Origin of the sequence: Lentzea sp. DG1S-22 (assembly GCF_036321065.1) — a bacterium.
Taxonomy (GTDB): Bacteria; Actinomycetota; Actinomycetes; order Mycobacteriales; family Pseudonocardiaceae; genus Lentzea; species Lentzea jiangxiensis.
Window position 1 is genome coordinate 3,229,421 of sequence record NZ_CP143276.1, and the last position, 13,775, is coordinate 3,243,195.

Annotated in this window: 13 protein-coding genes; 2 read left to right on the forward strand and 11 right to left on the reverse strand. The window is 71.6% G+C overall.

The annotated features are described in order from the left end of the window. Positions 1–44 precede the first annotated feature (44 nt). The 11 genes from V1227_RS14085 to pafA form a co-directional block, all read right to left on the reverse strand. The gene (locus tag V1227_RS14085) at positions 45–905 is read right to left on the reverse strand and encodes a diacylglycerol/lipid kinase family protein (protein WP_329793005.1); all 861 of its coding nucleotides are present in this window, start codon (positions 903–905) and stop codon (positions 45–47) included. Beyond that, positions 902–1,810, reverse strand: coding sequence for a twin-arginine translocase subunit TatC (tatC, locus tag V1227_RS14090; protein WP_329794023.1), 909 nt, complete (start codon positions 1,808–1,810; stop codon positions 902–904). Before tatC ends, V1227_RS14085 begins: the two co-directional genes overlap by 4 nt. Positions 1,811–1,923: 113 nt before the next feature. Next, entirely contained in the window at positions 1,924–2,214 is a 291-nt protein-coding gene (tatA, locus tag V1227_RS14095; RefSeq protein ID WP_236220069.1) for a Sec-independent protein translocase subunit TatA, read from the reverse strand. Continuing rightward, complete coding sequence (locus V1227_RS14100) at positions 2,207–2,479, reverse strand: bacteriophage holin (protein ID WP_329793006.1); 273 nt, start codon at positions 2,477–2,479, stop codon at positions 2,207–2,209. Before V1227_RS14100 ends, tatA begins: the two co-directional genes overlap by 8 nt. 18 nt (positions 2,480–2,497) lie before the next feature. Beyond that, complete coding sequence (locus tag V1227_RS14105; protein ID WP_236220067.1) at positions 2,498–3,469, reverse strand: helix-turn-helix transcriptional regulator; 972 nt, start codon at positions 3,467–3,469, stop codon at positions 2,498–2,500. Beyond that, positions 3,466–4,431, reverse strand: a complete 966-nt coding sequence (locus V1227_RS14110; RefSeq protein ID WP_329793007.1) for a helix-turn-helix transcriptional regulator — start codon at positions 4,429–4,431, stop codon at positions 3,466–3,468. Before V1227_RS14110 ends, V1227_RS14105 begins: the two co-directional genes overlap by 4 nt. A gap of 61 nt (positions 4,432–4,492) precedes the next feature. Beyond that, positions 4,493–5,320, reverse strand: coding sequence for an alpha/beta fold hydrolase (locus tag V1227_RS14115; protein WP_329793008.1), 828 nt, complete (start codon positions 5,318–5,320; stop codon positions 4,493–4,495). Positions 5,321–5,356: 36 nt separating this feature from the next. After that, complete coding sequence (locus tag V1227_RS14120) at positions 5,357–6,355, reverse strand: oxidoreductase (RefSeq protein WP_329793009.1); 999 nt, start codon at positions 6,353–6,355, stop codon at positions 5,357–5,359. 51 nt (positions 6,356–6,406) lie between these two features. Continuing rightward, positions 6,407–7,333, reverse strand: coding sequence for a helix-turn-helix transcriptional regulator (locus tag V1227_RS14125; RefSeq protein ID WP_329793010.1), 927 nt, complete (start codon positions 7,331–7,333; stop codon positions 6,407–6,409). Then, positions 7,330–9,159: a hypothetical protein gene (locus tag V1227_RS14130; RefSeq protein ID WP_329793011.1), complete on the reverse strand. Its 1,830-nt coding sequence runs from the start codon at positions 9,157–9,159 to the stop codon at positions 7,330–7,332. Before V1227_RS14130 ends, V1227_RS14125 begins: the two co-directional genes overlap by 4 nt. 962 nt (positions 9,160–10,121) lie before the next feature. Continuing rightward, positions 10,122–11,480, reverse strand: a complete 1,359-nt coding sequence (pafA, locus tag V1227_RS14135; protein WP_236220062.1) for a Pup--protein ligase — start codon at positions 11,478–11,480, stop codon at positions 10,122–10,124. A gap of 116 nt (positions 11,481–11,596) precedes the next feature. Here pafA and V1227_RS14140 point away from each other — a divergent pair, with 116 nt between their 5' ends. After that, on the forward strand, positions 11,597–12,961 hold the full coding sequence (locus V1227_RS14140) for a bifunctional phosphatase PAP2/diacylglycerol kinase family protein (RefSeq protein ID WP_442916531.1): 1,365 nt from the start codon (positions 11,597–11,599) through the stop codon (positions 12,959–12,961). Between the two features lie 40 nt (positions 12,962–13,001). Continuing rightward, positions 13,002–13,757, forward strand: coding sequence for an IclR family transcriptional regulator (locus tag V1227_RS14145; RefSeq protein WP_329793013.1), 756 nt, complete (start codon positions 13,002–13,004; stop codon positions 13,755–13,757). The last annotated feature ends 18 nt before the right edge of the window (positions 13,758–13,775 follow it).

Here is a 13,775-nt window from a genome sequence, read left to right on the forward strand (position 1 = left end):
GAATCCCTACCGAAAGAACAGATGCGGACGATCAGCCCTATAACTTAGCGACCCACGACGGTGAGGGCGCCGGGAACCGTCCGAATCGCCACGGGCAGCGCCTCCTGGCGCTCACCGTCGGCGTAGGCGACCCAGCCGTTGCCCCCGGCCAGCGAGACCTCGCGCGCGCGGAACGTCCGCACGGCCGGGTGCTCGGTGTGCTTGCCCGTGCGCAACGTCGGCAGCATCCGCATCAGCATCGCGCGGCTCGCGCGTTCCACGACCGTCACGTCGAACAGCCCGTCGTTCGCGTCGGCGCCGGGGCACACGGGGATGCCACCGCCGTAGTTCGGCGTGTTGCCGACCGCCACGAGCGTCGCGTCCAGCGAGAACGTCTCCGACTCGGTCGTCACCACCAGCGGCGCCGACCTCAGCGACGCCAGCTCGGCGAGGATCGCGAGGTCGTAGCGGCGAGGGCCGGCGGGCCAGCGCATCGCGTTCGCCCGCTCGTTCACCGCGGAGTCGAACCCGGCGCACAGCACCGTCGCGAACCACTGCCCCGTCGACAGCCGCCCCAGGTCGAGGGTCTTGCGGGTGCCGTGGACGACGTCCTCGACGGTCCGCGACCCGATGGCGTTCGCCAGGTCGTTGCCGGTGCCCGCCGGGACGATGCCCAGAGCGGTCGGCGTGCCCGCGCACGCCTGGACGCCCAGGTGGGCTGCTCCGTCACCGCCGAGCACGACGAGCAGGTCGACACCGTCGGCGACGGCCTCGCGGGCCATCGCCAGCGTACCCACGGCGTCGTGCGCCACGAGCTGCGTCAACGACGAGACGTGCGGGCGCAGCGCGGCGGCGGTCGACCCGGCCATCCGGGCCGCCCGCCCCTTGCCCGACGCCGGGCAGACCAGCAGAGCCGCCCGCGTCACGTGGCGTCGTCGTAGTTCACGCGCTTCGGCTGCTCCGAAGTGACGGCCTTCTCACCGGGGTCGTTGCCCTCGGCGTCGGAGGGCACGTAGTGGAACGGCGCCGCCTCGTCGTCGTCGAGGGCGTCCCAGCCCTCGGCCGCGCGCAGCTTGGCCTTGCGCCTGTCGTGGACGCGGGCGATCTGGATCGCCATCTCGAACAGCAGCACCAGCGCGAGGGCGAGCACGACCATCGAGATCGGGTCGGTGCCCGGCGTCGCGACCGCGGCGAACACGAACAGGCCCATCATGAGGCCGCGCCGCCACCTCGCCAGCCGCTCGTAGGACAGCACGCCCGCGCGGTTGAGCATCACCACGACCAGCGGGATCAGGAAGCTGACGCCGAAGATGAACAACATCGTGATGACGAAGTTGATGTACTTGCTGCCGGTGAGCGCCGTGACCCAGTTGTCGCCACCGAAGCCCAGCAGCACCTTCAGGCCCTCGGGCACCACCAGGTACGCGAGCACCGCGCCGGCGATGAACAGCAGCGCGCCGGCGCTGACGAACACGCGGGCGAACTTGCGTTCCTTCTGGTACAGACCGGGCGTGATGAAGGCCCAGATCTGGTACAGCCACAACGGGCTGAGCAGCACGGCTCCCGCCGCGGTGCCGACCTGCAGCTGCACGAGGAAGATCTCGAACGGCTCGGTCTGCAGCAGCGCGCACCCACCGTTGTTGGTGATCTTCGCGCGGTACTTCTCCAGGTCGGGCTGGCAGTACGGCCCCGTCAGGATGTCGCCCAGCGACGGGATCGGGCCGAGCCGCACCTGGAACCAGATGAAGCCGAAGATCGCACCGACGGCGATGACGAGCATCGCCAGGCCGAGCCGGTACCTCAGCTCGTAAAGGTGCTCTTTGAGCGACATCGTGCCGTCGGCGTTGCCCCGACGGCGCCTGCCGCGTTCCCGGCGTTCAGCGAACCACCGGAACGGACTCGCCACCTCGCTGACCGTCCTTACAAGTCACGGGACCCGGGAGGTCAGTTGTTGGTGGCCTTGTTCTGCGCGGTCTGCTCGATCGGGGGAGCGACCTGCGGCTGCTGCTGCACCTGCGGCTGGGCCGGGGGGAGCTGCTGGACCGGCTGCTGCACGGGCTGCTGCTGGGCGGGCGCGTCGTCCGGGTCGGAGTCGCGCAGGCCCTTGGTCTCGGCCTTGAAGATCTTCGCCGACTTGCCGAGCGACCGGGCCATGTCAGGAAGCTTCTTCGCACCGAACAGCAGAATGATCACCACAGCGATGATGATCAGCTCGGTGGGTCCGAGGTTACCCATTGGTGATCCTCCTGTCTCCCCCGCCACGACGATCGTACGCGGGGTTCGCCCTGGTGCGGGCCTGTTCCTTGGGCCGCCGTTCGGCGAGGGCCACCTTCAGCGCTGCGGACCGCGCCTTCAGCAGGCCGACGCCGTTTCCGACCCCGTCCCCCACCAGAGTGCGGGCGCGGGCGAGTCGACGCAAGGATCGGAGGACTCGAACCCCGATCGCCACGAGGACGACGAGGCCGAGCGCGATCGGCGCCAGGGTCGGTGTAGACGGCACGAACACACGTTATACGGCTTAGGTGGACAGCAGGTGATCTGCCCGGCGCAACGCCTCCTGCGCCTGGCGGCGCACCTCGGCGGCGAGCTCCGACGGCTGTTCGACGTGCACGTCACCGCCCAGCCCGAGGAGCAGGCGCACCATCCAGGACGGGTCGTCGTAGCGCATGAGGACACGCGTGCGGCCGTCCGAGAGCTCCGCCGCGTGGTCCACGGGGTAGTACTCGGCGACCCAGTGCGCGTCCGGTTCGAGGAGGAGGACAGCGATCTTCTGATCGTCCCGCGGCTGGAACAACCCCTCCGATGTATCGGTCAGCTGGGCGTGCGGCGGGGGCGCGGAGGGCTCGTCGAGCACCTCCACGGCGTCGATGCGGTCGAGCCGGAACAACCGCACGCCGAGCGCCGAGCGGCACCATCCTTCGAGGTAGCCGCGCCCCTCGACGAGCAGCAGACGCATCGGGTCGACCACACGGTCGCTCATCGCGTCGTGCGACTGCGAGTAGTAACGGATGCGCACGGCCCGTTCACGCTTCACGGCGTCCTGGACTGCGGCACGGATCTCCGCGGTCTCCCCGCGCTCGAACGCCCCGAGCCCGACGACCATGCCGGCGGGCTGGGCCTTGCCGACCGCGGCCTCGATCTTCGCGAGCGCCCGCTGCACCGCGTCCGTGTCGACCACGCCGGGCGTGTCCGCCAGCGCCCGCAGCGCCACCAGCAGCGACGCCGCCTCGGCCGCGGTCAGCCGCAGCGGCCGGTCGAGGCCAGCGTCGAACGACACGGTGATCGTCTCGCCCTCGAACGACAGGTCGATCAGGTCACCGGGCCCGTAGCCGGGCAGGCCGCACATCCACAGCAGCTCCAGGTCCTTGCGCAGCTGCTTGGGCGTGATGCCGAAGTCGGCCGCCGCCTCCTTGACCGTGATGGCGGGCCGGTTGAGCAGGTACGGAACGAGTGCGAGCAGGCGCGGCAGCCGTTCGTTCGACGCGGTCACCGCGCTCCTTCCAGTGCGCCCTGCAGGCGGTCGCGGACCGACTTGGCCAAGACCTCGGGCTCCAGCACGACGACGTCGGGTCCGAACCCGGCGAGCCACTTGGCCGCCGAGTCGGGGAACTTCAGGTCGATCTCCACCACGTCGCCGCCGTCGCGTTCCTCGACGACCTTCGCGTGCCGCCGCACCCCCTGCGCCCGGTTCTTGGCCACCCAGATCCTGGCCGGCGCCGTGTGGTGCGGATCGGCCTCCGTGCGCGCGATGAGGCTCATCAGGTCGGTGCCCTCGGGCACGGTGAACGCGCCGGGTTTGCCGACGGTCCGCACGGTCCCCACGACCCGGGAGAGGCGGAAGCAGCGCGTGTCGTTGCGTTCGCGGTCCCAGCCGACCAGGTACCACTTGCCGCGCCACGCGACCACGCCCCACGGCTCGACCGTGCGCTCCTTCTGCCCGCCCGGTGGCGGCTTGCGGTAGTCGAACGCCACGGCCTGTCCCGCCTGCACGGCCTGCAGCAGCGGCGGGAACGCCGGCTCGCTCGCGCGCACCTTGGGCTCGACGGCCGCGGGGGTGTCCTGGTCGACGTCGACGCCGGCGGCGCGGAGCTTGATCAACGCACCGTGCACGGCACCCGTGAGCTGCGGCGAGTCCCACAGCCGGGCGGCCAGGGCGACCGCGGCGGCTTCATCGGGTTCGAGGTCGATGTCTCCGAGCTCGTAGTCGCGGCGCGCGATGCGGTACCCGTCCTCCGCGCCCTCGGCGTTGGTCTGGCGTCCGGTCTCGAGCGGCACGCCGAGATCGCGCAGCTCGGACTTGTCCCGCTCGAACATGCGGAAGAACGCCTCGTCCGTCGGCGCTTCGTGATAGCCGGGGACGATGGCGCGGATGCGCTCCGCTGTCAGGTACTGACGGGTCGACAGCAGGCACAGCACCAGGTTGACAAGGCGTTCGGCACGTGCGATGGCCACGGACAAACCCTAACGCGTGCGCGCGCCGAAACCTCATCACCACCTGTGGTGAACGGTCCGTTCAGATCAGGGTGCGGAGTTCGCGGACCAGTTCGACGGGTGCTTCCTCGGCCATGTGGTGCCCGCAGTCGAGGGCTCGGACCTGCACGTCGTCCGCCCATTCGGCCCAGATCGCCGCCAGGTCGCCGTAGAGGTCGCCGAGGTCGTCCTTGGCCGACCAGAGGGCCAGCACCGGGCAGGTGATCCTCCGGCCGGCCGCGAAGTCCTCGTCGTCGTGGTGGCGGTCGACCTCCAGCCCGGCGCGGTAGTCGCCGCACATGGCGAGGACGGTCTCGGGGTCGTGGACGGCCCGCTGGAAGTCGGCCCAGTTCTCGACGCCCATCGCGAGCGGCGTGTCGCCGTAGCGCCCCCCGTAGAACAGGTCGGGGTTCTCGTTGATCATCGAGGCGGCGAGCTCCTGCCGCGCCAGGAAGAACCAGTGGTACCAGGCCTGCGCGAACCGGTCGTCCGCCCGCGCGAGGTGGGCGCCGATCGGCAGCCCGTCGAGCACGGCGAGGTGCGTGACCCGGCGCGGGTGGTCGAGGGCGAGCCGGATCGCCGCGGCCGCGCCCCTGTCGTGCCCGGCGACGGCGAACGTCTCGTGGCCGAGCTCGTCCATGAGGGCCACGAAGTCGCGGGCCATCGCGCGCTTCGAGTAGTCGCCGGGTTTGCTGGACTCGCCGTAGCCGCGCAGGTCCGGACACACGACCGTGTGGTCCGTGGCGAGCAACGGCGCGACGCGGTGCCACGTCGTGTGCGTCCGGGGATGGCCGTGGAGGAGGAGGACCGGTGGCCCTGCCCCACCGGTCCTCACTCGCAGCACAGCCTCGCCGACATCGATGTGCCGCAACGAGAATCCTTCGAACACCCGCTACGACTACCCCGGCTACGCGCGGCCGACACGTCCCTTTTCGCCGGCGGCCCAGCAGGTGCGGCCAACGCAGTCCACGGTGTCGAAGCTGCCCGTGTCCGCGACCTTCCACGTCCTGCCGTCCCTGCTGGTGTCGGTACCGGACGGTCCGACCGCGACCAGGCCGGAGCCGCGGTAGGCGATGCCGGACCGGTACCCGACCGGCGCGGTGGCCCCCGCCGTCCAGCCCCGGCCGTCGTTCGTGGCGAACGCCGGCGTCGGGTCGGTGGGCTTGAGGTAGTCGCCGCCGATGGCCACCCCGCGCCACGGCGTCTTGAACGCCACGGCGAACACCCCGGCCGCCGCACCCGAGGGCAGCGGCACGTCCGACGCCTTCCACGACCGGCCGCCGTCCCGCGACTCGAGCACCCGTGCCCTCGCGCCGCCGCCGGTCGCGATCCACGCGTGGTTGCCGCTGGTCGTCACGCACTGCCCGGACGCCGCGAACGCGAACTCGCCCGGCAGCGCGTCCGGCATGCCCTTCGTGTCGTCGACGTGCCACGACCGGCCGCCGTCCCACGTGCGCAGCACTCGGAACTTGCCGTCGACGGGGTCACTGAGCGCCAGTCCGCGGAACCGGTCGAAGAACGCCATGCAGTCGTAGAACGCCTTCGGGTCGGTGTTGCGGAACGACTCCTGCCACGTCCTGCCGCCGTCGGACGTGCGGTAGACCCGCGACGACTCGCCTTCGCCGATCGACAGCGCCACGGCGGTGCGCGCGTCGAAGGCCTCGACGTCGCGGAACTCGAGCGCCTCGGCGCCGGGAGGGCCGACCGAGTCCCAGGTCCGGCCCCCGTTCGTCGTGCGCAGGACGGTGCCCTTCGAGCCGCTGACCCACGCGACCTGACCGGACACGGCGGACAGCCCGCGCAGGCGCGCGTCCGTTCCGGTCGGTTTCAGCTCCCAGTAGGGGTCCGCGGACGCGACCCCGGGAAGAGCCAGGAAGGCGGCGAGCGTCGCCGCGATGATCCTCATGGGGTCACTCTCGTCCAGGCGGCGGCCTGCCTCCCACCCTCCGATCGGCGGTCACGGCGCGATCCTCGCGAGGTCCACCCGCGAGCCGATGGCGAGCTTGCGGTAGATCTGCCGCAGGTGGAACCCGACGGTGTGCGGGGAGACGAACAGCTCCCTGGCCACCTGGCGGTTGGTCAGCCCGTCCGCGACGAGCCGCGCGACCTCCTGCTCGGCGCCGGTGAGGCTGCCCCACCCGGTGCGGGGCCGGGGTTCGCGCTCGTGGTCGTCCCGCCTCCCCGGTGCGGGACGGCGCCGCCGGACGCCGAGCCGCCCCAGGGTGCGGCGCACGCGGGCGGAGTCCAGTTCGGCCTCGACCCCGTCGTACCCGGACAGCGCGCGGTGGAGGGCGACGACGGCCTGCCGCCGGTCGGTTTCGAGGTGCATGGAGCCGATGTCCTCCGCGAGAGAGGCCTTCGTCCACGGGTCGGAGCAACCCGCTTCGAGTTCCGTGAGCGCGGCGACGTCCTGCTTCAGCAGCGCACGGCCGTGCACTGCTGCCGCGGCCACGGACCCGTGGCCCGGGTTGGCGGCGGCGAGGTCCTCGGCGGCGCTCGCGAGCAGCTCGGCGAGGGCCGGGTCGCCGGCGGCGATGGCGGTGCGCACGCACCACGCGGTCGCGGTGGGCGCTTCCAGCAGCAGCCGGGTGCGCAGGGCGGGGTCCTCCGCCGTGGCGCGGATCTCGGCGATCGCGGCCGCCGGGCCGTCGCCGGCCAGCACCACCTGCCCCGCGATCAGCCGCAGCTCCACCGCGCACGGGTGGGCGTGCCCGGCGGGGACGGACTCCTCCAGCCTCCGCAGGCCGTCCGTGGCGGCGACCAGGTCACCCCGCCGGAGCGCGCAGAGCACGAGGACCGCGCCGAGCCGGGGCTGGAACACCGGCATCCCGGCCTGGTCGGAGGCGGCGAGACCGGCGACCGCGGCGGCCTCGGCGGCGGTCACGTCCCCCGGGCCAGCAAGATCGCGGCCCGCAGCGTGAACGGGACCGAGCTCGTCACGCCGGTGCCGTGCGCCTGCGCCGTGACGCACGCCTGGTCCACCGCGTCGAGCGCCTCGTCCAGCCTGCCGAGCCGGGTGAGGATCCACGCCTTCGTCCACAGCGGATCGCCCTGCCCGATCCCGGCCGGCTCGCCGCGCACGAGGACCGCCGCCCTTGCCGCGTCGACGGCCGAGTCCAGCCGACCCTCGCGCCAGCTCGCCATCGCCCGCACGGTGAGCGCGCCCTCCAGCACGTCGGAGCTGTGGTGCTCCCACCGCTCCAGCACCTGGTCGGCCATGCAGGCCGCCGCGTCGAGGTCGTGCAGCGACAGGGTGGTGAGCAGCACCAGCTCCGGCGACAGCTCGTGGGCGTCACCGCACGGTATTTGCGCGTTGGCCTGCCACGTGCGCAACACGTGGCCGGGATCGCCGGGCTGCGGGAACTCCCGTGCGAGCTCCACCGCCTCGCTGAGCCTGCCCGTCCTGACCAGGGCGGCGGCCGCGGTGACGCCGAGCGCCCTCCGGCCGGGCTCCCCCGGCTCGGTGATCCGCAGGCCGCTGGTCGCGAGTGCCGCGGCGGCCTCGGGCGAGGACGGCAGCAGGATCCGCGCGGCCTCGTCGACGGTCGCGACGGCCCGCGCGTCCCCGGTGCGCGCGCAGTGCACCAGGTGCACGGCGATCCGCACGACGTCCTGGCGTTCGCGGCCGAGCAGCATCGCGACCACCTGCCGGTGCAGCGCCGACCGCATCGGCGCCGGCACGGACCCGAGCACCGCCCGCCACACCGGTTCGCGGTGGAAGACGAACTCGGCACCGTCCGCGGCCAGGAACCCGGCCGCCAGCGCCTCCCTGAGGGGCCGCAGCAGCACGGCCGCGGACTTGCCCAGCATCTCGGCGAGGTCGTCCGGGGCGAAGCCGTTGCCCAGCACCGCCGCGACCTGGAGCACGTCCTGCGCCTCGGGCGAGAGGACGGCCAGCCGTCCGGCGATCCTCCGCCGGAACGACGCGGGCAGCTGCTCGGCGGGCTGAGGCGAGACGGCGGCGGCGGTGCCGCACCGCAACGGGCCCGCGGTCAGCCGGGCCACGTCGGCGACGACCTGGACGTGGTTCTCCGCCAGCAGCTCCATCACCACGCCGGTCACCGCGGACGGCGTCGCGCCGGCGCTGCCGACGAACGAGGCGACGTCCGGGTCCGGTGCCGCGCCCAGGAGGTCGGCCGCCATCAGCAGCGCCGCATCGTCGGACAACGGCGCGAGCGGCTCGATCCAGTCACACGGCACGACGGTCGCCATGTCCTGGAGGACGGCGTTCGCGAACTGGTCGCCGTGCAGGGTGATCAGCCAGCCCACGGGCAGTTCCCTGAGCTCGGCCATCACCGTGCTCACGGCGGCGAGCACCGACGTCGGCGTGCGGTGGGCGTCGTCGAGCGTGACCAGCACCGGGCCCTGCCGGAGCCGCTGGACCACGCGCGGCTCGAGCTGTGCGGCGAGCGCGCTCACGCCGGCGACGTGCGGGTGGCCGGTCCCCGGTTCCCGGGCGGGGAAGGCGCCCGGTGACAGGTCGAGCACCGAGAAGCCGCGCAGGGTGGCCAGGGAGGCGCCCTCGGCGACCAGCCTGGTGACCCCCGTGCCCGCGGGGGACGACACGACCAGCAGGCGCGCCTGCCCGGTCTGCACTCCGAGGACGAGCCGCTCCAGCTTCCGGGTCTCGTCCTCACGCCCGCGCAGCGGGAGGGGCGGTCCGGGGGAACGGTCCCACTGCGCGGAATTCTCGCTCAGAGGTGTGCCCACGCTTCTTTTCCCGTCCTGGGTAACCGGCGGCAACAGCAGGAAACGATTTCTTCACACGTGCTGCGGCGAGCCGGATGAGACGTGGTTTTCCAGCGGGGCACTGCTTTCCGGCTTCACCCGAGAACCTCCCACCCGATCGGCCCGGAGAATCGCGCGGTGCCACCCGGGATGTCAACCGCCGTCGCCGCCGCGGCGAGGCCCGATCACTGTCCGGGACGGGTCACCGGGTGAGACGCACTGCTCCTATCCGTCCACCGCAATGCGATCGATCGGATCTTTCGCGTGCCGGGGTCGTGAATTCCAGGTCGGCCTCGCGCAGGTGGCCGAGTACGCGGTAAGTGATGCCACGGGGGTATGCCCGCCAGGCGTCCGAAGGCCGCACACGACGCCTTGTCCCCCGCCGGCGGGCGCTGCGGCGCGAATCGGGGTCGACGAGGTCCATCGTCGATCTTGTCGCGCCTGCGGTTCCCGGCCGGCGACCTGCGCGATCCGCCACAGCGGCCGCGATGCCCGTTCGGGCTTCAACGTGCCCGTTTTGCCGCATATGGACAGAGTGATCACGGTCTGTCCCCGCTCGTGCACCGACGCGGCCGCACCTGTGGCGGAAGTGGTCCACTCCGCGGCCGAAGGCCACTCCCCGGCGGCGACGGCCGTCCGCCCAGCCGGCCAACGGCTCGTGTCCCGGCGCGGCGCGGAAAGCGCACGAAACCGCCGACGAGCCGCGCGCATCAGTTCTCCCGGAGAGACATCCGATCGATCCGCCGACGCGACTCAATTGGTGACGGCGGGGATTTCCGTGAACCGGCCGTCTCACATGGTCCTCAAACCACGATTACCGGTCGATCCGAATCAGCGGTGCCGGAGTCCCTACCGCGCATCCCTCAGCCCACTACATCCGAACAATGCGAGGGGCGCGCTCCACACCGGAGCGCGCCCCTCGCCTCTGCCTGTCCGAAACCGTCCTAAAGCGACGAGATCAGCCGTTCCACCCGCTCGTCCACCGCCCGGAACGGGTCCTTGCACAGCACCGTCCGCTGCGCCTGGTCGTTCAGCTTGAGGTGCACCCAGTCGACAGTGAAGTCACGGCCGGCGGCCTGCGCGGCGGCGATGAAGTCACCGCGCAGCTTGGCCCGCGTCGTCTGCGGCGGGGTGTCCTTGGCGGCCTCGATCTCGCCGTCGTCGGTCACCCGCTCGACCTGGCCCTTGCGCTGCAGCAGGTCGAAGATGCCCCGGCCGCGGCGGATGTCGTGGTAGGCGAGGTCGAGCTGGGCGATGCGCGGGTTCGACAGGTCCATGCCGTGCTTGGCCATGTACCGCTCCATCAGGCGGTTCTTGATGGCCCAGTCGATCTCGCGGTCGATCTTGGTGAGGTCCTGCGACTCGACGGCGTCCAGGGTCCGGCCCCACAGTTCGAGGACGCGCTCGGCCATCGGGTCCGGGGAGCGCTTGGCGCAGTGCTCGACGGCCTTCTCGTAGTACTCGCGCTGGATGTCGAGCGCGGAGGCCTCCTTGCCGCCCGCCAGGCGCACCGTGCGGCGGCCCGTCAGGTCGTGGGAGATCTCGCGGATCGCGCGGATCGGGTTGTCGAGCGAGAAGTCGCGGAACTGGACGCCCTGCTCGATCATCTCCAGCACGAGGTTCGCGCTGCCCACCTTGAGCAGCGTCGTCACCTCGGACATGTTCGAGTCGCCGACGATGACGTGCAGCCGCCGGTAGCGCTCGGCGTCGGCGTGCGGCTCGTCGCGGGTGTTGATGATCGGGCGGGACCTGGTCGTCGCGGACGACACGCCCTCCCAGATGTGCTCGGCCCGCTGCGAGAGGCAGTACACGGCGCCGCGCGGGGTCTGCAGCACCTTGCCGGCGCCGCAGATGAGCTGGCGGGTGACCAGGAACGGCAGCAGCACGTCCGCGATGCGCGAGAACTCGCCGGCCCGTGCGACCAGGTAGTTCTCGTGGCAGCCGTAGGAGTTGCCCGCCGAGTCGGTGTTGTTCTTGAACAGGAAGATGTCGCCGCCGATGCCCTCGTCGGCGAGCCTGCGCTCGGCGTCGACGAGCAGGTCCTCGAGGATCCGCTCCCCCGCCTTGTCGTGCGTGACGAGCTGGGCCAGGTCGTCGCACTCGGCCGTGGCGTACTCGGGGTGCGAGCCGACGTCGAGGTAGAGCCGGGAGCCGTTGCGCAGGAAGACGTTGGAAGAACGCCCCCAGGACACGACCCGGCGGAACAAGTACCGCGCGACCTCGTCCGGGGACAGACGACGCTGCCCGTGGAAGGTGCAGGTCACCCCGAACTCTGTCTCAATGCCGAAGATCCGCCGCTGCATACGTCAACAGTAGGCGACTCTCAGGCGGAGCAGGGTGATCCGTTCGGGCGGCGCGCCGGTTGCGGTTTAGTGTCAACAGGGTGTGGAAACGGGTCAGCGCTCTCGACAAGAAGCTCATGAGCTCCTCCGCCGGACTGCCTCCGAGCAGGCTCGACAGGGGTATGAAGAGGCTTTCCAAAGCCGCGAACCACAGCCTGCTGTGGTTCGTCATCGCGGCGATCCTGGCCACGGGCAAAGGGCCGTTCCGGCGTGGCGCGTTCCGCGGTCTCGCGGCCATCGCCGGTGCTTCCGCCAGCGCGAACCTGGTCGGGAAGTCGCTTTTCCCGCGCCGCAGACCCGCCGCCGACCTGATCTCGCTCGAACGCCGCCTGTCCAAACGGCCGACGTCGTCGTCCTTTCCTTCCGGGCACTCCGCGTCGGCGGCCGCTTTCGCCACGGCGGTGGCCCTGGAATCGCCCCAAGCAGGCGCCGTGGTCGCTCCGATCGCGGCCGCCGTGGCCTATTCACGTGTCCACACCGGCGTGCATTGGCCGACCGACGTCGTGGCCGGCGCGGCGGTCGGCGTCGGCGCGGCGTTCCTGACGCGCCGCTGGTGGCCGCTCGGGATGAACGAGCCGGCGTCGGCCTACGAGCACGCCGACCTGACGTCGCTGCAGGACGGCGACGGCCTGGTCGTGGTGGTCAACCCTCACTCGGGGATCGGCCCCGACCCGACGCCGCAGATCGTCGAGGAGTGGCCGAAGGCGCAGGTCGTCACGATCGAGGAGCTCGACTCGCTCCCGGACGCGAAGGCGCTGGGCGTGGCCGGCGGCGACGGCACGGTGGCCGCCGTGGCCTCCATCGCCGCCGAACGCGACCTGCCGATGGTGCTCATCCCCTCCGGCACGCTCAACCACTTCGCGCGCGACGTGGGCATCACCGGCCTGCACGACACGGCGCAGGCGGTGGCCGACGGCGTGGGCGTGCGGGTGGACCTGGCGCAGGTCAACGGCCAGTGGTTCGTGAACACGGCCTCGCTGGGCGGCTACCCGGACATGGTGCGGATCCGCGAGAAGCTCGAGAAGCGCTGGGGCAAGTGGCCGGCGGCGGGCATGGCGCTGTTCCGCGTGCTGCAGCGGGCCAAGCCGCTCGACATCACCATCGACGGCGACAAGCACCTCGTCTGGCTGCTGTTCGTCGGCAACGGGCCGTACCGGCCGAAGGGCTTCGCGCCCACGATGCGCCCGCGGCTGGACGACGGGCTGCTCGACGTGCGCTTCGTCCGGGCGGACCGGAGGTACTCGCGGACGAGGTTCTTCCTGGGCGCCCTGTTCGGGGCGCTGGAGCACTCGCGCATGTACAAGCACTTCGAGGTGGCCTCGTTGAACGTCGAGGTGCACGGCCCGCCCATCTCGATCGCGACGGACGGCGAGGTGCGCGAGCGGGGCAACCACTTCCGGTTCCGGTCGCGGGCGGCGGCGCTGGGCATTTATCGACCCTAGTGTTCGACATTGTCGAACGATCGCAGCTAGAGTGGGGTGCGTGCCCGGACCCATCCAGTCGATCCAGCGCGCGGCCGAGGTCCTCAAGCTGCTCGCCCGCGGCGGCGCGCACCAGCTGGGCGTCGGCGAGATCGCCCGCGCCCTGGACCTCGCGAAACCGACGGTGCACGGCATCCTGCGGACGTTGCAGGAGGTCGGGTTCGTCGAGCAGGAGGTCGAGGGCGGCAAGTACCGCCTGGGTGCCGCGCTGTTCCACATCGGCACGAGCTACCTCGACGGCAACGAGCTGCGCGCCAAAGCGCTGAACTGGTCGGACACGCTGGCCATGCGTGCGCGCGAGGCGGTGCGCATCGGCGTGATGCACGGCAGGCACGTGCTGGTCGTGCACCACGTGTTCCGGCCGGACAACAGCCGGCAGACGCTCGACACCGGCTCGCTGCTGCCGTGGCACGCCACCGCGCTCGGCAAGGCGCTGGTCGCGTTCGGCGAATGGCCCGACGGCGACCTGCAGCGGTTCACCCGGCACACGTTGGACCACGAGGAGCTGCGGACGGCGGTGAACGTCGTCCGCGACCGCGACTGGGCCTACGACCTGCACGAGCTCGTTGAGGGCGAGGCGTCCGTCGCGGCGCCGATCCGCGACCGGCGAGGGGTGGTCGTCGGCGCGATCGGCGTGTCGGGACCGGTCGAGCGGCTGTGCGAATCGCCTGATCAGCCACCGCGCCTCGAGCTCGTCTCCTACGTACGTGAGGCAGCTCGCAGCGTTTCCAGGGAGCTGGGCGGCCTCTCCTGGTAGTACTGTGGAAGCGTTCGA